This window comes from Roseobacter litoralis Och 149 (genome assembly GCF_000154785.2).
GTDB classification, from domain to species: domain Bacteria; phylum Pseudomonadota; class Alphaproteobacteria; order Rhodobacterales; family Rhodobacteraceae; genus Roseobacter; species Roseobacter litoralis.
This window is the reverse complement of the sequence record NC_015730.1, coordinates 1,923,061-1,942,630: the sequence shown is the minus strand read 5'-3', so window position 1 is coordinate 1,942,630 and position 19,570 is coordinate 1,923,061. Positions and strand designations below refer to the sequence as shown.

At 50.2% G+C, this 19,570-nt stretch carries 17 protein-coding genes; 8 read left to right on the top strand and 9 right to left on the bottom strand.

The window, feature by feature from the left end:
- Positions 1-608 precede the first annotated feature (608 nt).
- The gene (locus tag RLO149_RS09160; RefSeq protein ID WP_013961801.1) at positions 609-1,010 is read right to left on the bottom strand and encodes a hypothetical protein; all 402 of its coding nucleotides are present in this window, start codon (positions 1,008-1,010) and stop codon (positions 609-611) included.
- A 55-nt stretch (positions 1,011-1,065) separates the two neighbouring features.
- Positions 1,066-1,671 (bottom strand): recombinase family protein, encoded by a 606-nt coding sequence (locus tag RLO149_RS09155; RefSeq protein ID WP_013961800.1) that lies wholly within the window; start codon positions 1,669-1,671, stop codon positions 1,066-1,068.
- Between the two features lie 164 nt (positions 1,672-1,835).
- Between RLO149_RS09155 and RLO149_RS09150 the strand changes: the two genes are divergently transcribed.
- Positions 1,836-2,243, top strand: a complete 408-nt coding sequence (locus tag RLO149_RS09150; protein ID WP_013961799.1) for a hypothetical protein — start codon at positions 1,836-1,838, stop codon at positions 2,241-2,243.
- 12 nt (positions 2,244-2,255) lie between these two features.
- Here RLO149_RS09150 and RLO149_RS09145 read toward each other — a convergent pair whose 3' ends face one another.
- On the bottom strand, positions 2,256-2,987 hold the full coding sequence (locus tag RLO149_RS09145; RefSeq protein WP_013961798.1) for a hypothetical protein: 732 nt from the start codon (positions 2,985-2,987) through the stop codon (positions 2,256-2,258).
- Positions 2,988-3,345: 358 nt separating this feature from the next.
- Here RLO149_RS09145 and RLO149_RS09140 point away from each other — a divergent pair, with 358 nt between their 5' ends.
- Positions 3,346-4,827: a hypothetical protein gene (locus tag RLO149_RS09140; RefSeq protein ID WP_148264337.1), complete on the top strand. Its 1,482-nt coding sequence runs from the start codon at positions 3,346-3,348 to the stop codon at positions 4,825-4,827.
- A gap of 11 nt (positions 4,828-4,838) precedes the next feature.
- On the opposite strand, the gene RLO149_RS09135 is transcribed toward RLO149_RS09140, so the two are convergent.
- Positions 4,839-6,356, bottom strand: a complete 1,518-nt coding sequence (locus RLO149_RS09135) for a hypothetical protein (RefSeq protein WP_044025275.1) — start codon at positions 6,354-6,356, stop codon at positions 4,839-4,841.
- 82 nt (positions 6,357-6,438) lie between these two features.
- Between RLO149_RS09135 and RLO149_RS09130 the strand changes: the two genes are divergently transcribed.
- The 6 genes from RLO149_RS09130 to RLO149_RS23530 all read left to right on the top strand — a co-directional run bounded on the left by RLO149_RS09130 (position 6,439) and on the right by RLO149_RS23530 (position 12,846).
- Positions 6,439-6,984, top strand: a complete 546-nt coding sequence (locus RLO149_RS09130; RefSeq protein ID WP_013961795.1) for a hypothetical protein — start codon at positions 6,439-6,441, stop codon at positions 6,982-6,984.
- Positions 6,985-7,089: 105 nt separating this feature from the next.
- On the top strand, positions 7,090-7,644 hold the full coding sequence (locus RLO149_RS09125) for a hypothetical protein (RefSeq protein ID WP_148264336.1): 555 nt from the start codon (positions 7,090-7,092) through the stop codon (positions 7,642-7,644).
- Between the two features lie 146 nt (positions 7,645-7,790).
- Entirely contained in the window at positions 7,791-9,581 is a 1,791-nt protein-coding gene (locus RLO149_RS09120; protein ID WP_217517514.1) for a type IV secretory system conjugative DNA transfer family protein, read from the top strand.
- A gap of 130 nt (positions 9,582-9,711) precedes the next feature.
- On the top strand, positions 9,712-10,755 hold the full coding sequence (locus RLO149_RS09115; protein ID WP_013961792.1) for a hypothetical protein: 1,044 nt from the start codon (positions 9,712-9,714) through the stop codon (positions 10,753-10,755).
- A gap of 47 nt (positions 10,756-10,802) precedes the next feature.
- Positions 10,803-12,116 carry a hypothetical protein gene (locus RLO149_RS09110; protein WP_013961791.1) on the top strand — a complete coding sequence of 438 codons (1,314 nt, stop codon included), beginning with the start codon at positions 10,803-10,805 and terminating at the stop codon, positions 12,114-12,116.
- Positions 12,117-12,378: 262 nt separating this feature from the next.
- The gene (locus RLO149_RS23530; protein ID WP_013961790.1) at positions 12,379-12,846 is read left to right on the top strand and encodes a hypothetical protein; all 468 of its coding nucleotides are present in this window, start codon (positions 12,379-12,381) and stop codon (positions 12,844-12,846) included.
- Positions 12,847-12,946: 100 nt separating this feature from the next.
- On the opposite strand, the gene RLO149_RS09105 is transcribed toward RLO149_RS23530, so the two are convergent.
- From RLO149_RS09105 to RLO149_RS09085, 5 genes are all read right to left on the bottom strand, one after another.
- Complete coding sequence (locus RLO149_RS09105) at positions 12,947-13,369, bottom strand: hypothetical protein (RefSeq protein ID WP_013961789.1); 423 nt, start codon at positions 13,367-13,369, stop codon at positions 12,947-12,949.
- A gap of 126 nt (positions 13,370-13,495) precedes the next feature.
- Positions 13,496-15,436 (bottom strand): ATP-dependent helicase, encoded by a 1,941-nt coding sequence (locus RLO149_RS09100; RefSeq protein ID WP_013961788.1) that lies wholly within the window; start codon positions 15,434-15,436, stop codon positions 13,496-13,498.
- Between the two features lie 10 nt (positions 15,437-15,446).
- Complete coding sequence (locus tag RLO149_RS09095) at positions 15,447-17,624, bottom strand: ATP-dependent nuclease (RefSeq protein ID WP_044025599.1); 2,178 nt, start codon at positions 17,622-17,624, stop codon at positions 15,447-15,449.
- Between the two features lie 210 nt (positions 17,625-17,834).
- A complete protein-coding gene (locus RLO149_RS09090) occupies positions 17,835-19,193 on the bottom strand; it encodes a relaxase/mobilization nuclease domain-containing protein (protein WP_013961786.1) in 1,359 nt (452 codons plus the stop codon).
- A 3-nt stretch (positions 19,194-19,196) separates the two neighbouring features.
- On the bottom strand, positions 19,197-19,559 hold the full coding sequence (locus RLO149_RS09085; protein ID WP_013961785.1) for a hypothetical protein: 363 nt from the start codon (positions 19,557-19,559) through the stop codon (positions 19,197-19,199).
- Positions 19,560-19,570 lie beyond the last annotated feature (11 nt).

Sequence of the window (19,570 nt, the reverse complement as noted above, 5' to 3'; positions counted from 1 at the left end):
GTGCTGATATGCGCTCGATGCGATATCTGCACCAACAGCAGGGGGTTGCACAGGGGGCGGCACGCACCCTTGCCGAGAGAGCCGCAGGCGAGTGAGACAAGATGTATTTGGGCACCCAAATACACATCTTGCGGACATCTTTTTTCGATGTTTCCGTTTTACATGGCTTGCTTTGGTTTTATCGTTGATACTGCCGCTAGCTCGCTCACCATCCGCGATTGAGTTAGTGACAATGGTACGGCTTCGATCCCGCATGACAGCATTGACCGGGAGGCGAACTTTTTCTGCAACCGCCACCGTGAAAGACTTCTTCTGCAATTCGGGCGTCAGCAACAATAGCATCCTTTGCCACCGTTGGATTTCCAATGAACAAAAAACAGCACATGCTAGCTAGAATATATGTAATACGCATCAAACACCTTAAAATTATGTTGTTGGTGCAGCGATGCTATCCTCGAAATTGACGCTCTAACATGATCTGTATCAACGCGTTGTGGGTCGCGATCATTTTGCTACCCGGCGTTCCACGACGCTGCATACCCGTGCGCCAGGAATGAGTGCGAATTTTCGCGGCAGTTTACTCGGCACGTGGGCACGCTCACGATAGCTTAATCATCGAGAATATGACGATGGCCTTTGGGGCATGTTCCGATGGTTTTATCGTACCATCCGCCGCTCTCAACATGCTCGGCAATTCTCCAGTGTTCTTCACAATAACAGAGCTGACATGTGGGGCAGAAACTTCGGGTATACTTTGCACCGGCCATCGCATCTGTGCCTGATACGGCGCGCATGAGTGTTGCGGCCGTCGTGTTATAGCTCGCGCGCGGTACAGATATGCTGACTTTTCCGCAGACATCGGCACTGATCAAGGTCGCGAATGAGCGTTTCAACGCTTGACCCGCGTATGCCTGGGGCAGCTCGGTTGAGACAAACAGCACGATCTTGGCGGCCTCCGATTGGCACGCGGCGCAGGAGTAGACCACTTCAAGAGCGTCGCGTTGTGCCATGGCTCACGCCTTTCTGTGCATGGTGTAAATCGTCATGTCGTGCGGGATATCATAGTCAGGCCCTCAGACCGGCAAGGCCGAACCTGGCGAAGGCACGGCGCAGAGTTGATACCGATACGCCAAGCTCAGAGGCCAGCCCGCCCATGCTCATACCTTTTGCAGCCGCTTTTGTATGGGCTGTGTATATAGCCTCTGCATCAAGCAAAAACGGTCTTCCCAGATGTTGTCCGCGCCGTTTGGCGGCCCTCAGGCCAGCGCAGGTGTTCTCGATAATCAGGTCGCGTTGAAACTCGGCGACAGCGCTGATGATGTGAAAAATCAGTTTCCCGCTGGGTGAGGCCGTATTGATCGCCTCAGACAGAGAGTGGAAATGAATGCCCTGCCCCTGAAACAGCACCAGAAGATCCGCAAGATGGACGACGGAGCGTCCAAGGCGATCCAGTTTAAACACAACGACCGTATCACCGGCGCGCAACTGCTCCAGCATGGCATCCAATCCCGGACGTGTGGATTTCGCGCCAGAAACCCCATGATCTTCGAAGATCAAATCGCAGCTGGCTTTTTCCAGCGCGTCTTTTTGTAGATCAAGTTTCTGATCTTCTGTGGAAACCCGCGCATACCCGATACGTCGCGATGTCAGGATTGGGGGAGTAACTGGCATCAGCGTTGCCTTTGCGCGCGGTCAAAAAGGATCCCTTTTGATTGGCGCTTAGAGCAACCGCCTTGAGGCGCGCCAGTCCGCTCAAAGTGTTGATTTGCCTTGCCTTGAAAATAGTGGACCTGCGCAAACTTGTAAAATAACATCTTGGTCACAACCGATCCCTTATGAAACTCCTGAAATACAGTGGCTTAAGCACACCCCATCAACAACGGGCAGTGCGTTTCAGAGCTAAAATTCCTGTGGGCAGATTGAGTGCCATTTTAGCGCTCGCAATGCTGCCGATGACAGCACACGCCGAGGACTTCAACGGCACCACGTTCTTGCAGTGGACACAAGCGCAGCAGGATTCGTATATTCAAACGTCCGTGACGATGGCAGGATTCATAGCCAGCCAAAACGCAGGCAATGGTGCAGAGTGTCTGAACAACTGGTACTTCAAAGACAACGCCCTCAGAAACAAACGGAACGCCTCTTTACGCTCTAATATTGAGAAGTTCCCTAGCTATCATCCAGCAATCACGATTTTGGCGACGATTGAGAAAAACTGTGGCAGCTTCACATTTTCAGATTGATTGGTGCGCGGATCAAACACTTGGTTTGGCAACGGTACTCGTTGGAATAGGAGAGCTGTCTGCGAGCTCCGCGACGGGTGGCTCTGCACTCACGTTAAGTCCGTCTGGCGCGCGCTCAAAGATATCGCGTTTGATATCTTCTAACTCTTGTTCGGTTGGTGGATTATCCTGATCTTCCAGCTTATCCCGTGCGGGCTGTAGCACCTCGGCTTGATAGGTTTGGAGATCGCGCACGCGTTGCTGTGCGGCGTCCGTGCGGTCGACAGCGGCGCTGTAGTCTTCCCAGCTTGGGGAATCTTTTTTCCATGTAACATCTTCTTCATCACCGGCCGCGAGTGCTTTGCCGTCTTCGGTGAACACCTCACCTGTCTCGGCGCTGCGGAACACAACTGTGCCGTCGGGCAGCGTGCCCGCGCGATTGCGCATGTCAAAGACGGTTGCCGCCTCGGCCATCGCCTTACCTTGCGCCGCCATTAATTCGTTGGTCACAACCATCTCGATCCGGGCGACGTCATCACGGACTTCATGATAAAGCTGCGCGTATTCTGCGTCTTGACTTAGCAGGCGCTCAAGCGCGGTCAGGGCACGCGTCACAGCCCGGTCAGACTTTTCGCGTTTCGATCCATCCGGATCTGATCCGCCATCAACGAAAAACCGCGTTTGCCGCCCAACATCAAGCCCAGCGATCTCACGTTGGAGATCGTCGAATAAGCGTCCGGTTTCGTTTTTGCCACTATTACTCATGTATCACTTCCTCATTAACTATAGGTAATCAAAGGGAAATTGTCAAAAAAGCATGCGTCATACACACATGTATTCACTTGGGTACGCTTGCTTTCAGTCGGAGACAGTCAAACTAAACGCTAAATGCGCAGTCCGAGTGCAGCGCACGGACTGCTGTTGATCATGGGCTAGAGTAAGGCAAGGCAATGAGTACGCTGAACGCTTGTTGCCGTCACGTTGGTTCACCTGAAAATAATCAACATAACGAAGAACGATGAACTTTGCCGACGAAAATCTCTATCTAAGTTCGATAATCTTGTTAGATTTTAGAGCAATGACCTGGTGTGACGCAGCGTCGCACTGATTGTCGGGGGTGGAAATGACACTTTTGTTTGAGACAATTTCTGGGATCCAAGAGCGTGCAATTAAGGCGATGGGTTTGAACCCACTGGAATATGCCGCTTTGGAGAGATCGCAAAGAGATTTACCTAGTGATCCCAAAGAACTTGGCATGAACGACGACAACATTGACGATTTTATACCAGAGTTTGCCTGGACAGATGCTGCCTCTATTTCGCGTCGCTTAGTTGAGTACGGCATAACGCCCTATAACCGAACTAACTTTCTTCACCGTTTTGTAAATTTAGAGTTCTTATGCCACCAATATTTCGCTGAGAGAAATGGATGTAAGCCGCTCGAAATTACAGTCGCTTCACTCCCGTTTTGTCATGTCAACGGGGTCGCGTTTTTAAGCCAGTCAAACGATCCAGTAGTATTTCTAGACGAGGGGGTGCTTGGGCTGGCCCCGTCGCTCATCCAGGTTGCGATGCCCTACTTTGACATCTCTGGATTTGGTGAAGCAATGTACGATTTGCCCGATGATCTACCGATGAAATTTGTAAAGGTTGCCGAAGCAGTCGGAGCAGGGGAATTTTTTGAACGAATAGGTGGAGTATTCACAGGGAAAATAAACCCCATTTCGATGGAGAACGAATTTCGACACGCGTTCAAGCCTGGCGCATTTGAGAAGTGGCGCTTCAAACAAAAGCTACTTGATAGCATTGGAAGTGATTTTGAAGGAGTGGCAAAACGAGCGAAGACGATGTTTGACCCAGCCAACATTGGGCAACGCGACTACAATCAAAGACTGCATTTTTACGCCATGCGTGGTCTATTCTGCTTTCTGACAGGCCATGAGTTTTCTCATATTTATAATGAACATATTTTGGCCAGAGATATTGGCGTCGTGAATAGGACATTGGCGGAAATGTATCACGCACATGATGAATTGCTCAAAATCTTCGAGGTAGATCAATTGCCGTTTACCGCAGTTGCCGGACCGGAATTTTTAACAACGCAGCCTCTTGAGACTGAAGCTGATGTTGATGGGTTAATGTGTGTGCTTCGATACATTGATGCGAACAGGCTTGATGGTTTTGAGCGGCGCGCTGTTATATTTGGGGCATGTTTCACTTTCTTACTCGCCGAGTTGGTTGTCCAATTCCAGCGATGTAGCGTAGGTCGCTTTGATCTGTTCGAACTTCTGCTAGGCATGGATCCTTATGCTAGAAACTGTGTTCTCAGCGGAGAGCATCCCTATCCGTTCTCGAGAATCCCATCTGCATTGGATTCTCCACTTTTGCGAGAGCATCCGTTGACACCAGAAATCCATGAAGTTTGCAACAGCATGGAACAGTGTTTTAATATCGTTTGGTCAGGCATGGGCAGCCATATTCAAGATCAAATACTGTCAAACAACGTAAGCCTAGATGGACTGGTTGATAGATCTCGGCTATTTGAGAATACGATGGCGATGGGTTTTTTTGATAAGAGCGACAGGGTTTATTCAATATTCCCTTAGATCATGCTTTCTCATGGCGCGTTTTCATCGGGGACCAAAATACCGCGTATGTCAGTTTTTTGGCTAAACGCCTGCTTAGCCTCTTTTTTTGTAAGAAGAATACCCATCGATGTAGCGCCACATTCAAATGCACGAGCTGAAGGTAGCTTGCCCTCATCATCGACGACCAAGTAATTCAAACTCGGGTTCGAAATAATTGCGGTTAAAGACTCTCTTAGGCCATTGGCAGCAATCACGTGAAGTGTACTTTGTCCGTCATCCTGACAAAAGTGGTTCACTTCACACCCTGCTTCAATCATTCTAGCCGGTGCCTGAAAGTCGACTCCGTTATGCAAGTCTTCTAAGGGCGCTTGGGCAATACGCTTCACTTCGTCATATAATTTTTGACCTCCATCTGCTTCGGAGGCTTCGTTAAATTTCATTTCGTTACCGTAAAACTGATTAATTTTTAATCTATTGCCCATATTTTCATCTATTAGGTCAAAAAAGTCAAATATATATTTCATATTTATAGTCACAAACTTTTTGTACTGATCGAGTTGCGCACCAATTTGCAAGGATTTTAGTGAGGATACGCGGTCGTTGCTTGTCGTGCATTCTGCAAGGTAAGTGATCGATCCCTCGTCACTTTTTTTCTTATTCCCCTGCCAAAAAACCAAAACCGCCGGAAGGGAATTCGAAGTGCATACACCATAACAAACGTCAGCACGTTTGTGATTTCGCAAAGATAAAAGCCTTTTAAGTCCTGCGTCAAATGACTCGGACACTGCTAATTCAACAACCGTGGTTTCGTGAACAACTGATACCAAATCAACAGAAGGTAGATCGTCAAATATCATTCTGCTTTCGACGAGGAAGTTTGCCTGCCGTTCATAGCTTAAATATTCGTTGTCAAATAATCGAACTTGGTTCGCAGTATCGCTTTTGGTTTTGTCTCCCAATAGAAACTCTTGAACTGCTAACGCAAAGGCTGGTGAGACATTGGCGGTTTCTAGCTCATGTTTCGCGATGTATCCCTCAACGGTTAGAAAATCCCGGATCGCGGCGACTATCTCTGGCCCAGGCACGAACCCGCCACTTGTGATTTGAATGTTCTGAATCTTGTCAGAGGGTTTTTTCGCCCGCGATGGCTGTCCTGCATACCAACGGATCAATGAATCCTTACCTACTTGGAACTCGAGGCTCTCCTTCTCGTTCGCTAATTGACCTCGTTTCTTTTGATGGGATGAATAAAATTGAAACCTCCTTTCCAACTCTGTTCTATCGTCGGTGGAAATATTGGGGGCAGCGGGTAGCGAAGAGATTTTTGTAGCAATATTCGTCCACGAAATTTTTCGCGAACCAACCCATGTGTTTTCTCGAAAGGCCAATAGTCTTGTCTTGATTAGTAGTCTCTGGCTGTGACTGATTTCGATCATGGCCAAAGGTTCTAAAGACTTCAAAAGCTTAGACGCCAAGTCGTTCGCTCCCATGTTGGATTGATGTTGAAGAGGGAAATAGTTCGTTTGCGCGCCGATTGCGAGACGCATTCACAGTGCACAACGCCGACACTGTGAAAAGTTAACGCAATTCAACTGAGGTGCGCACCTCTCCAACTCAATGGAGAGAATCTTGGGAAAGTCAAAAAAGGCGGCGTTTGAGGCCGTCCCACTTTACACAAACGATGGCGCGGTCCGTGTGCCGTATGACCACGAGCTAAAATTCAAGCGAGTGACCGTGTTTTTGGCCCGCACCTTGCGTGACAAGGGCTGGTCAAGGCGCAAAGTCACGGGACACCTAATCGATGAGGCGGACTCTTTTCAGTTTGAAGGCGGAGGGGTTTATGCGTGGCCGGATGGCCGCGTGTATGACCTCGATCCATGGGAAATTGAGCTTCATTTTGGCCCTCGCTTGACACCTGACGAGCTGGAGCGTGTACAAAGCTTGGACCGACACGGCAGGTTGATTTATGACAATGAGGCGGGAATTGATTGCAGGTGGATCAGCCGCCTGATTGAAAATGCAACCCGGCCTCCGAAACAACGTCCACATCAAGCGGTTTTGGCACGGTACAGGTTGCTGTGGATTACGCTTGTGTCATCTCAGCCACAGCGGATAATCGACGCAAACTTGGGCCACGACAACTTCTTCGAGTTTGTCGAAACCACAACCGTTTAACCTGCGTGGCACGGGCGCTTCATAGCGCCCGCGTCCATCTTCCGCCCACGGCACAACGGTTCGTGTCATCTTATCGCTGCACCAACACTCAACATGAGGTGCAATGTGATGAAACTCTTTCCTCCCAACGGCGCGCTTGGCGTGCTTTGCTTTGCGGCGTTTTTGAGCCTGAGCGGCTCTGCCTTGTCTTTTGGTTTGGCGTATTGGGCGCTGAAGCCCCAAACACCGCAGAATTCATGCAGCGAACCAACTGACGTAGTTGGTGCGGACGCTATCCGCGTGTCAGATCCACAAAAACGCGATCCACTAAATCCTTTAAAGCCGGATCAGGAGCGGCTTTTAGATCGATTGCGCGACATGGATCATGCGGCGTCCTCGTTCACGATATTCCACATTGAGCCGATCAGGGACATGACCGTGCATACCGGTCACCGGTATGAGTCACTCCTTAAACCTGACGATCTGCTCGGGGCGTATTGTTATCTGCATGTTGATGGCGACGGCGGGCAGGCGATGATCATCAATATCGCTGAGATGGATGCACACCTTCGGTTGACGGATCTCAAGCCGGACAAGACAGTCCTGGAACGGTTGGGACTAAGCCGAAAGGAACGCCGCTCCCTGCTCGGGCTGTGTGTCTGGCCGAGTGTCGCGTCATGAAAAAGGACGAAAAAACCTATAGCCTCTTTGTAGCGGCGGTGCTTTTTTGCGCCGCCGTTTACGCATCTGTGCATGCTTACAGGCTGCCAATTGATTTCCCGCAACAACAGGCAGCGTCTTGGTTGGCCTTGTTACTCGCGGGCATGGTGGCTTTGCGCATGTCAGCTGAGCTTGGACGGCGCGGGATAAAGTTTGCGCTTTGGCTGCGCGCTGTTCGCGGCGATGCCTCCAAGGGTGATGCGGCATGGTTGTCGCCTAAAGAAGCGCGCGAGGCCGGTTTAGACAAAAGACGCCCTGATGCCCGGTTTTCTGGCATCTTGGGTAAAACCGCGCTTTGGCTATGGACAGAGACGACACATCTGATCATCGGCCCAGCTGGTTCTGCAAAATCTGTCGCGTGTGTCGTTCTGATCCTGTTCAGCACGCGGTCATCATGTTTGGTCAATGATACCAAGCGTGAACTTTATGAAATGACGGCGTGGTTTCGTAAGCATTTCTTGCGCCAGAAAATCGTTCTGCTCGACCCGCTCAGTCCCAATACCGATTGCGTAAATCCTCTGGATTTTGCTTTTGAGCTGTTCAAAGAACACAACAAGCGGCTGCTCATTTTTGCGCGCGATATGGCAGAGCAGCTCTACCCAGAGCCTCCAAGTGAGGGTCCAAACAAGTATTTTCGCGTTGGCTCGCGAGGGCAAATCATCACGATTATTGTTTCAGTTGTCGTCGCACTGCCGCAGGCGCAGCGCAATCTGTCGTCGGTCTACCGTGCCTTGATGGATGAGATGTTTCTCAATGATTTGCTGATGCAGGCCGCGCAATGCACGCTGTACAACGGCGAAATCATGGCCATGGCAGAAAAACTGCATCGAGCCGCGTTTGGTGACGACAAAGAAGCAAACAACTATGAGAATTTTCGTGTTGGGGCGATGCAGGCTCTCGATCCTTACGGCCCTGGTAATGTGTTGGCCTATATCACGTCAAAATCCACGTTTTGTTTTTCAGAGCTTAAAAGCCCTCAGTTCCGTACAACATGTTTTCTGGCCGTAGATTTCAGCGCGCAAGTTGCGCTTGGGCCTTGGGCGGGATTGATGCAGTGGTATGCCGCTGATCGCTTGGTTCGATTTAGAAACAATGTCCCGGTGACGTTTGTTTTGGATGAGTTTTGCAATTCACCCTTCCGAAAACTACCGGAAACGTTGACCCTTTTGCGCTCGTATGGCGTGAAGTGCATTATGGTGACGCAGGACCTCGAAGACATTCTTCGGGTCTATGGCAAAGAAGCTTTGGCGACGATTATGTCTGAATCGTTCATCAAGCAGTTCCTCGGCGGTGTGCGTTCACAAACCACACTGGAATGGATCTCCAAAGCGCTTGGTGGTTTCACCGCCAATTCTTCAAGCTTTAGTCTAGGCGATGAAGGGCCGCGAGAGAGCATATCGCGTGCGCGCGAGCCGCTGATGCATCCAGATCAAATCCGGCGGATGGATACGGATCTGCAGATCATCTTCTATGGCAATTTGAAGCCCATTCTGGCGAAAAAAGTGCCTGTGTTCGCGATATGGCCATGGCGCTGGCTGGTGGGTATCAACACCATGTACGGCAACAAACGGTTTTTGCTGCCCGTGCAGATCCGCATTTTTTGGAACTGGAGCCGCGTGACATGGCGCGGGCGCATGCGGCGACCGTCAAATGGTCTTGGGTGGAAGGTTGCTTGGTACCTCATACAAGGCCTTGTGCCGCCCAAGGGCGTGATCATGCTTGCGCCCTTGGCGGTTGTCATTCTGTTGGCCGGGTTTCCCTATCTGCGCGTGAGCTACGCGTTCAGCGGCAGCTTCTCCGGGACGCAGTATTTCAGCTCGTGCACGTACTTCGGCCCACTTCCTTTCACCATCTATGAGAGCCAATGTCCCATGGTCGTATTCCTGAAAAACTGGTGATGCGGGCATCTCGTGAAATCAAAATGAGATAAGTCCCTACTTCAGCCCAGACGTTGGTTCGGAAATGCGTAGGACCGGATTTGTCACGCTCTATGCGTGATGAAAACCGCAAAACCTACGGAGGTTCCCAATGTCCCGAAAAAACAACCGACGCCCTAAAAAGGCGGCACGAACATCGCTGTTCCCCAACCCAACCCAAAACCCAGAGTTCAAAACTGGCAATGACGTGTTGCAACTCGCGTACGAAAGCTTCCCCAGAGCCGTGGTCAATTCAATTGCCAATGCGGTTGAAGAAGGCGAGGCAGACGAGAAGATCGAGGATATCATCCATTCGAGTTTCATGGCGATACACGGCGCGGAATATACTGAATTGCGCGCAGAGGCGGAAATCACTGCAGCCAGAAAGACTGAACTTCAAACGGATGTGGCAAATACCTTGGCAGAGCGCCGCGCCACGCAGGATTGGAAGCCTTCATCTGCAGACAACAACGAGCTTGGCGAAAGTGAACGCACCGAAGTCGCGCCGCGCCGTTGGGTGCTGGCGGATAAATTTGAAGTGGCTGTGCTTTTGCCCGCACTGGTGGCAGTAACGGCAACATCCATTTTGGTAACCCAAGGGAATTTGGTCGCATCTGGCGTGGCGATTTTTGTGGAGAATCCGCTGTTGTCATGGGCTGTTTCGGGAATTGCGCCGGGCTTTTCGATTGGTATCAAATCTATGGCCTCTCAGTTTGAGACGGATCACGGCAAGAAATTGTTTGGCCGCGCTTTGATGGCGGCCATGGTGATCAGCGGTCTGACATGGCTCTGTTTGTTCTCGAAAATGTACCACGGGCTGGGCGGCGGCGTGGAAATTTTCGCCGACGAAAAAGCCGCGTGGATGGATCAGGCCTTTGTGATTGCGCAATTGCTTACTGAGATTTTGGTCGCAGCGGTGATTTTCCTGCGCCTCGATACAATCGCACGCCGTTATGCACCCGAGTGTTGGATGCGCAACGAGAAGTACGATGCATTGGATACGCGTTTAAAATCCGAGCGCGCCGAACTGGCGGAAGCGGCTTCCGCCCATGCCGCTAAGTCCGGCCTGCTAAGCCAATTGGATGCGGCGCTTGAAGTGCAAATTGCTGTGGGTCTCAGCGCGGCTGCTGAGTTCCGTGCGCGGTTTGCACGCTGATCCCAGTGCCTGAAATCAATGGAAGAAATGGAAGGAATGTATGTACAATGAAATATTTTAATGTAACGGCGTGTGCGGTATCAGCGCTCTTGGCCTTCACCGCCCCGCTCCAAGCGCGAGATACGGTCTTTGTCGTGTCGCCGGATCAACCCGCAGCCGCGCTGAAGTCGCAGCTTGAGATGAGCATCCAGCATGTGTTGGAGACGCTTAAAGCTGGCGAGACGGCCATCTTTATTGATGGGCAGAATGCTCGAATGCTGGGCATTTTCCTTGTGCCTGAAGGCAAGGCGTATGAAAATCCCAATGCCCGCATCACAGCCAATCGAGACGTTTTGTCGGCACTGAAAAAGGTGATTGATGCGGCTGAGAACGGAAATGATGACGGCGCTACTGGCGTTGCGAACATTCCCGGCGCTTTGCGGCTGATTGCGTCCAATTTCACAGCGGGTGAAGGTGGCGCTGATCTTGTGGTATTGGCAGATCCGCGCTTCTCGGATGCGCTTGCACCGTCCGTGTCAATGATGGGCGGCGCTGTGCCCGGTGACGGGCACGTACTGGCCAAGCCGTCACAATCACCGTTCGGAACCAAGGGCTTTGAGAATGGCTTGCGCGGCTATGATGTGTACTTCGGCATGCTCGGTGCGAATTGGGCTGTGAGCAATGCTCACAGGGCCTATGTCGAACGCTTGCTAGCGGCTTCCGCGTCCGCCATGGGCGGCAAGCCACAAGTGATTTCCGATGATCTGAACACGCTATTCGCGCGTCTCAAGTCGGATGTAGATGCACAGGTCAGCTTTGATCCGTTGGTGGCTACGGACAAGTTGGAGATGATCACGTTCGCGCCAGATACAGGCGATGTGCCGGACATATTTACGCGCGATGCAACGCGATCACCAGCGCCGCGCAGCTACCTGCGCGAGGTTAAGGGTCTGGAGTTGGCATTGTCGTGGGATTGCGACGGGTGCGATCTGGATCTCTACGCGTGGCCTAGCCCGGCCTCGGATGTGATCTACTTTCAGCAAAGCCAGACGGACGAAGGGCAGCTATTCAAGGATTTCACCAACAGCCCCAACCTTACGAATGGCTATGAGACGATCCAGTTTTCGAGTGCCGTTGATCCGTCGGCGCTGCAAATTGCGGTGAATCTGTATCGCGGGACACCGCCCGGTGGCACAGTCACTGGCGAACTGCGGCTTGGGGTCGGCGATGATGTCTGGATCACTTCGTTCCAGATTAATGCCCCCGATGGCAACAAAGGCTATGGCGGCGATATCGTAGTCAGCCAAGGCCGCGCGCCCTCAGAGCATTGGGTCATGATTGATCCCATTATTGCTTTGATGGCATCCGGAGCGCAAAACTAAACAATTGCCACATGTCGATGTGTCCAAAGCCCGGCTCAAGTCGGGCTTTTTTATCAAGAGCATGTAATTAAATATCCCGCCGTCTTCAGCCCGGAGTTGCCTTTATTTGAGAAGGTAGCACTGCACAGCCATTCCCGCAAAGCGAACCTTTTTGCGCACCCATGACGACACCTGTCGTCGCATTCGGACATTCGCAGTGATGCTACTTGCGAACCTTGCATCGAATAACCACCTTAATTTCCATGGCGGAGGGATTGCACAGATGATAGCTGAGATTGGAAGTTGGTTCGCAACACACTGGCCAGACGTTATTCCCATTGGTTTAGCTACTTTGGCGCTCCTTTACTCAGCCTTAGCACACGATACTGCTCGAAGAGCATTTAAAGCGTCACAATCATCAGATACCTCTCACCTAAGGATAGCTGCACGATCGGCAAGATCCGATGTTCAGCAAAGCTTGATTGCGCTCAAAGAAAAATGTCGCGTCAATAGGCACAATTGGGAAAACCACCCAACACGGCGTTTCCCGGTTCTATCGCTTGAGAAGCCAGAAGAATTTAGGGTGATTGCAGATGTGGAACGAACAGGCGAACTTACGATCCGTAAGTTCAACGAAGCCTATGTCTTAGATCAACAATCAAGCGGTTTAGAACTAGAAGCTTACATCACGGCAGCTCAACAAGTAGTCCTGAAAATCGACAGCCAGTCTCGCAGGTTAATGCTTACATAACATATATGAGTTTGACGGTCTCTTGCTGCCATCCGTTTCAGATGCCATCGCTGTGTCGCAGCTTCCACAAAGCAGGCATTCAACTCAGCCGCACCTAAGCTTAACTCTTAAGCACTGCCAAAATGTCTTCTATTTGTGGGTTCATCTCGAAATTGGCATTGCGCACAGCATCGCTTGTAGAAATACGCTCGATGTCGGGGAAACGGTCTTCCAACAGGTTTGGTTTGGCGCAAACAAGCGGCCTCTGATATTGCTCGAATTGGTGAGCAGTCAAATCAAGTACCAAATTTTCCATTTCTACCCAATAGTGCCAATCGCCGAACTGGCGATTGTAAGCCCGTACAACCTGCACCTCTTTGTCAGGATTTGCGGCTTGTAGCACTGAACCCAAATGGACTGCAATAAGCTCACAACAGCCCTCAGAGTAACCATGGATGAACGGGCTTTCTAAGTCCTTTCGATGCGCAACAAGTTTTCTGTTTGCAGTAATTGCTTTCTCAGTAAGTAAAGATATGTCTTCCATGATTTGTTCCTGTCCTAAGTTCTACCGGCCCACTGCGGACCTTGAACAGCAGACGAGCATTCTGCGGTGCAGCCCGCCAAGGGAGACGTTCGCTACAGCTGCGTGAGCCACGAACAAGGATCGCTTTCAATCCAATAAGAATGGGAACAACAAGATCTCTCCTTCTGTTGCCAGCTTACGCGCCAGTAAGTTCTGCTGCACCTGTTCGACGTCGGCTGTGTAGATTACATGAGCAAGGCTTCTTTTCGCTCGTGTCGAGGTCACATAGAATAGCCGCCTGGTGCGACCCAACCCCGTTTCTTCACCAGCTTTGTCCTTCGCCAATATTTCTGCAGATGGCACTTTCGCGCCGAAGTACTGTTCATAGGAGAAATTGAAGCCACCGGCTTCATCATCATCCATGATAGCCATTACACGCTCGAACTCGTTCCCTTTCACACCTTGGTGTGTTCGGTAAATTGAATTCCCAGTACTGTAGTCACGGTAGCCCTGAACTTGTTGAAACGGTGTTTCAAGTGCGGCCGCCCATGCGTCGAACTCGTCATCATCTGACGGCGTTTCGGAAGTTTCTTGGACAGCGGTATCATTGTCAAACTCGAGGTCAATTACTGGCAAGACTTCGTTTTGGATGGTCACGAATGACCTGAGCTTGGATGGGATCGTCAAAAGATTGTGTTCAGCAATGACGGCCAAAACGTCCCTTAATGAAACGTCGCTGTTCGATATCGTGGACCGTAGCGCTCCTTCGGCCGTGCGTGCGGCAAGCAAAGGGTCGAGTTCATTCTCAGAGAATACGGTTTCATGCAGTAATGGCGATTTGTTGTCTCGCAGGATTTTCATCGTTTCGAAGATGTCTTCAGCTTGGCCTGCTTCCACCAATGGCAAGACAGTGTTGGAAAAAAAATTCAATTCTAAGCTGTCTCCCTCGTAAAGTCGCTCCTTAATCGTCCTTGATTTAGAAAGTGCGTCTGACAACGTTGTAAAGCCCAGTCTACGGCTGACCATTCTGTGCTCAAGTAGCAAGACTGCGGTTTGGTCGGTTTTGGGCACATTCCAAGCTAGATCACCAGTAGTCTTCGCCATGATATTCCGAATACGTCGCTCGACCTGATCTTTGTCGCTGGTTCCATGAGGAAGCAAGAAAAACCGAACGAGACCCTCGGCAGCACCATCTCTGGCATACTGAAGCCGCCCATCATCCTCTTTTCTGATAGTATTCCCTAGCCCAACAATGCGCCTAGCGGATCTATGATTCATCTGCTTGTCGAATTCTTTCCATTCGCTTGGAAGAGATTTGCCGAGCTCAGGCTCTCCACCACCAAAAATGCGCTGCATCCTGTCGCCAAACAAACCAACAACGGTCTTTTCAAATTGTGTTTTTTGTAGCGTAAATAATGCGTTGATCACATCTTTGTTGGTGTCTTGGCTCTCATCAACAAAGATGAACGGGTACTTATTGGCAAGAACTTCTGCCATCATCGGTTTAACCGTTAGAAAATGAGCAAAAATTTTCAGGACATCGGCATGCGCAAGAGCATTTTGAGCTGAATTTACCCCATTAGGATCATATTTGAATTCCTGCGGATTGGCTAACCACTCCATCTTTTCGGTTAAACGAGCGATACTCCTTTTTCTTGCATCGGAAGCTTTACCAGCACGGCCTCGGCGTTCCTGTTCTTTCAATTTCTCAAGTTCATTTGGTATTTCTGACAAAAACCACTGCCGAATATCCGCGTTGAAACCATCAATTGCGTGCCAACAAAAACTGTGGATCGTTGATATAGAAAAAATTGGGTTTCGCTCGACTCGATCTCGAATTTCGTCTGCGGCGTTGTTTGTAAAAGTTACGACAGCTACTTGTTGACTAAGACGCGAAAACACTTCTTGATACGCTAACTTTAGATGTTCTAGCGCGTTCTCAAGTGAAAACGTCTTCCCCGATCCGGCTCCAGCGAAGATGATAAAGCTCTTACCTGATCCTAACTTCAAGCAGTCCCGAATGCCTGCATCGACTGGGTTGTCGTGCTGTATTGATTTGGTAGAGGCTACAGTGTGATCGTTGGGCATGGCTTTTCAATCACGAACTAGGGGACAGCTGGGCTTGCAACCACTCAAGACCCTCGCGAATGTATGCAGGCGGTTCGAAGGAATGGTCAGCCTCTGAAGCGATGTAAAAAAGGCAATCGAAAGCGAAGTCACCTTTTGTAAGCGTTTTAACATACTCAAAAAGGGCCTCTTCGAGTAGCGTTGAACCGTCTTTGAAGCTCTTTTTGACTGCCTGCAACTTAGCCATGTCGTCGAAGTGTGGGTGGACGAAATTCGCAAGAATCAGTGCATCTTCAAATGTTCTGCTGAGAACTTCTTTTTCATCGAGTACTATAGGCTTTTGGTAAGCCACAAATAGTGGCATGGCTGAATTTTTGCTGTAAGAGGGCTCCGCAGGAAGCGCAACCAGAGCATCAATCAAGCTCTTTTGAGGATACCAGCTCGTGAGTGTATAGTTACTTGTGGTTTGGCTTTCGCCTTTTTTAGGCGCACATTTTTGCTTTGCGGCATCCCGTGAATCTAAGTCCGTGATAACGAGTGTTACCACACCCAGCTTTTCGACAAGAGCTTTGTACTTGTGCGTATGAGCGCCACTTACTTCCAAAATAGACAAATACCTCTTAGACAGCCCTTTGAATTTATTGGTAATAAATTCGGGAACCAAAAGCCGTTCGGCCTGACCTTCGACAAAGATGACTCCATCAGCAAAGAAAATGTCACAATGCGTTAGCTTGAGGTGTTTACTGACAAATTTCATCTCATCTTCAGCTGTTGAGAATAGCTCTGACATATTTTCAATGGAGGTGTGATCCATTGTTATCGCATCATCTGCCGAACTGCGGCGAAAGTATCGAAGGTCTTTGAAATCGACGTCGTTTACGACGTGGCTCGAATGCGTACTCACAACTAACTGAGTCTGAAAAGTCGAATTCTGACCCAGCGCAGGGTGTTTTCTTAGTGTTTCGTAAGCTTGTGCGATAAACACTCTCTGCACCTGAGCGTGCAAGTTGACCTCTGGTTCCTCAACTAGAACCAGATGAATGGGCTCGATTTCCTCCGTTAAATCGGCGTCAGACGAAACAGACTTCCCTTCTCGCATCCACCTGTCACGAAACCCGAGCAACCGAAACGTGAGGTAGATCAAGTTCTGGTATCCAAGCCCAAGATAGCTTTCCGGAAGGTTTTCGTCTTGGTTTTTGTCAAAGCGATATCGGACCGATGAAGACTTTTGGAGTGCGTCTGTGCCACTGACTTTGGCAGCAATTTCCACGGTAGGATTACCTCCAATACCGGGGTATCCCATGTCTACTAGTTCTTCTAATGGCGCTTTGAACTGTTTCGCAAGGCGCTTCGTAAAGCCTTCTTCCATCTCTTGTTGTTTTTGGAGCACCTCAATATCTCCCGCTTCTGGAAATTCATCAGGATTTAAAAAACGGTCGTAGTATTCGCGAAGCAGTTTATGCAGCCGTTGCTTTTCTGAATATGGCCCTTGGTCATTAGCACTATCCTCGGTGCCAAGCCCTCTCTGTTCGGAGATCACATCCACTCGGATCAGTTTTCGTAACGCACCGGAAGTTAGTGTTTGAAGGGGGGGTTCTGATTTTCCCGCTTGATCGCCATCTTCATCTACGTCTATTGCATTCGCCGTATCGAGACCAAGAATATAGTGCTTCTGCTTTATATATTTGTTGAAATTGCCACCCTTCTCTAGAAAGTCGAAAAGGCTCTTTGGCCAAAGCAAAACGCCGTCATGCTTTGCCACCACTTCTCTAGCCTTACTGTAGTCTGTCGCCAACTTTGCGATGTCCGCTGGTTCATAAGCGATCCTGACGCCAAGTGATCCTCCCCGCCAGTCAAGATGGGGGAGAATATCTCTGGCCCGATAGGCTTCGCTCGCTTCTGCAAAAATTGTCACATCCAGCCGAGGTAAAAAACTTGCCAGTTGGGTTCTTAGCATTTCCAGTTGCTCAGTACTAATCTCGTCCGCTCCAAGCTGCACTCCGATTGATGAGATAGATTGCCAATGCTGCTTCGATACATCCCGCACCCGCAAATTTTCAGGCCGCATCAAAAACGTATATAGTGCGCCAATACCAGAGGTTTTGCCGCTATTATTTGCCCCAACCAGTATCGCTTTTTGGTCGTCCAGCACCAACTCTACATCAATCAGTCTGCGGTAGTTTTTGAGGTAAAACGACGAAATTTTCATAAGCGAATATCCAAAATAACAATAGAATCTTAAGCTTACACCAATTGCGGTGATACTCAACATTGCAAGGCGGTTTTCTCAGATAGTCGAATTCTGTGCAGCTTGGCTATGCACAGGTGACGGCGGACGATCAGAGATTTATGTCCGCTCTAGCTCTAGTTGATCGGCATTATCACAGATGCAGCGAATGCACACTTTCCGCCCAGCTCACTACCTACTAGGCCTCGGTTGGCGACGGCTGCTGGCACGACGTTTGCGTAGTTTGGGACGTGTGGGTTTTGTCGTATCATGCTGTTCGTTGATAGAGTTAAACGCGTGCTCAATTTCCGCATACTTTTTCCCGTCCCTAGCGGCCTCAGGTTCTGGTGACCTAAATCTGCGCCGGTCTTCGCGCAGTAGCAAAAGCTGAGCAACCGCTGCCTGCCGATGCTTTCGCAGTTCACGCTGCAGAACACGGCGCTCTCGCAGCTGCGCATGTATCAGATCGTCGCGCTGTGCGCGGTCGCGGTTCCAGCATTCCACGGCTTCTTTGGCATTCTGTTCCTGCAGTCTGCTGCGATCTCCTTTGATAAATTGCCAAATTCCCGACAATCCCTTCTTCAAGCGTGCGCCCCGCTCCTTCGTTTCCTGTGCCTGACGCTTGTTCACGGCGAGGTCGAATTTAACGCGCTCCGCAATATGAACTTCAGCAACTCGTTTTATCTTCGCCGCCAAAAAAGCTTTGCGTTTTTGGGCATCTTTGCTGAGTTCGAGCATGTTGCGCAAAAGGCCTGCACGAATTTCTTCTGCTAATTGCTGCGCGGCCTCACTTACATCGGGAAGCGGTTCTGGATCACCAAGTCGATCTTTCACTTCGCGCGTTTTAAGGCCGAGGTATCGGGGGAGAGAAATGACCTCGCCGTGGTGGGAGACAACAACATGAGAACGGCGATTGCCACGCGCGAGTAAAAACCCGCGTTCGTGCAGGGCGGCTGAGAATGCCTTGGGTGAATCAGATGTTGCCCAACATTCCTGGACCATATCTTTAATGTCTTTCGCACTCAGGTCGTGGCGTTTCCATTGCTGCCATTCCGCAAGTGTGAAATTCCTTGGATCTCGCGACTTACTGTTGACCAGACCTTTGGGGAGTTGCCAGCCACGCTCGAAATATATCTGACGTGAGACGTTGCGCAGCTTCAATTTAAAATATGGGAGATTGCGGGCAGTCATCGTTTCAGCATCAATCCGCGACCAGACTGCATGCGCATGGCGTCTTCCGTTTTTTTCATGGAAAACGATGACGCGGGGCTGGCCTGTTAGACCATTTTCAGCTTCGATCTTGTTGATGGCACGTTCGAAAAACGCCAAATCGACGCGCTCGTTTTCCGGCGGGTTGAGCGATACGGAAAACAAAAACTGTTTGCAGCGTGTGCCTTTCGCAATGGCTTGTGCCTCTTTCAACGCACCGACGAGATCGTCAGAGACAAATCCGCGTATTTGATAGAGTTCAACATGTTCATTCTCGTCAGCGCGCAACAGATGCATCGCGAGCTGCTTTGCACCACCGCGTTGCGAGCCCTTCAAAATCATGGTTCAGGACTCCTTTGTGAACAGTGCCGCCATCAAGGCGCGTTTGAGTTCGATCAATTCATGCAAGGCAAGACGCAGTTGAGTATGCGTCTCAGGATCTAGAACAAAGCTGCCGACTTCGGCGGCTCTGGCAAAGCTACGAAGGATATCAACAGCTTGACTGCGGCCGAGCAAGGCGAGCGTTTTTGCGACGTTCTTCGCCTGAGGCTTGGGGATACTTCTGCGCGCTGCTGTTCTTTTTAAAAGTCGGTTGCGCACGAAGGTGCTGAGGCGTTCGTCTCCGGCTTGATCTTTGAGTGTGTCGTATTCGTCAGGTGTCAGCCGAACGGACAAGCGCCGCTCGGGGTTTTTGTTTTTATCTGTCATGTATGTGGGTT

Bases quoted from the DNA above. Each gene is read 5' to 3' on its own strand.
- RLO149_RS09160 (WP_013961801.1), bottom strand. From the start codon at position 1,010: ATGGCACAACGCGACGCTCTTGAAGTGGTCTACTCCTGCGCCGCGTGC.
- RLO149_RS09155 (WP_013961800.1), bottom strand. From the start codon at position 1,671: ATGCCAGTTACTCCCCCAATCCTGACATCGCGACGTATCGGGTATGCG.
- RLO149_RS09150 (WP_013961799.1), top strand. From the start codon at position 1,836: ATGAAACTCCTGAAATACAGTGGCTTAAGCACACCCCATCAACAACGG.
- RLO149_RS09145 (WP_013961798.1), bottom strand. From the start codon at position 2,987: ATGAGTAATAGTGGCAAAAACGAAACCGGACGCTTATTCGACGATCTC.
- RLO149_RS09140 (WP_148264337.1), top strand. From the start codon at position 3,346: ATGACACTTTTGTTTGAGACAATTTCTGGGATCCAAGAGCGTGCAATT.
- RLO149_RS09135 (WP_044025275.1), bottom strand. From the start codon at position 6,356: ATGCGTCTCGCAATCGGCGCGCAAACGAACTATTTCCCTCTTCAACAT.
- RLO149_RS09115 (WP_013961792.1), top strand. From the start codon at position 9,712: ATGTCCCGAAAAAACAACCGACGCCCTAAAAAGGCGGCACGAACATCG.
- RLO149_RS09110 (WP_013961791.1), top strand. From the start codon at position 10,803: ATGAAATATTTTAATGTAACGGCGTGTGCGGTATCAGCGCTCTTGGCC.
- RLO149_RS23530 (WP_013961790.1), top strand. From the start codon at position 12,379: ATGATAGCTGAGATTGGAAGTTGGTTCGCAACACACTGGCCAGACGTT.
- RLO149_RS09105 (WP_013961789.1), bottom strand. From the start codon at position 13,369: ATGGAAGACATATCTTTACTTACTGAGAAAGCAATTACTGCAAACAGA.
- RLO149_RS09100 (WP_013961788.1), bottom strand. From the start codon at position 15,436: ATGCCCAACGATCACACTGTAGCCTCTACCAAATCAATACAGCACGAC.
- RLO149_RS09095 (WP_044025599.1), bottom strand. From the start codon at position 17,624: ATGAAAATTTCGTCGTTTTACCTCAAAAACTACCGCAGACTGATTGAT.
- RLO149_RS09090 (WP_013961786.1), bottom strand. From the start codon at position 19,193: ATGATTTTGAAGGGCTCGCAACGCGGTGGTGCAAAGCAGCTCGCGATG.
- RLO149_RS09085 (WP_013961785.1), bottom strand. From the start codon at position 19,559: ATGACAGATAAAAACAAAAACCCCGAGCGGCGCTTGTCCGTTCGGCTG.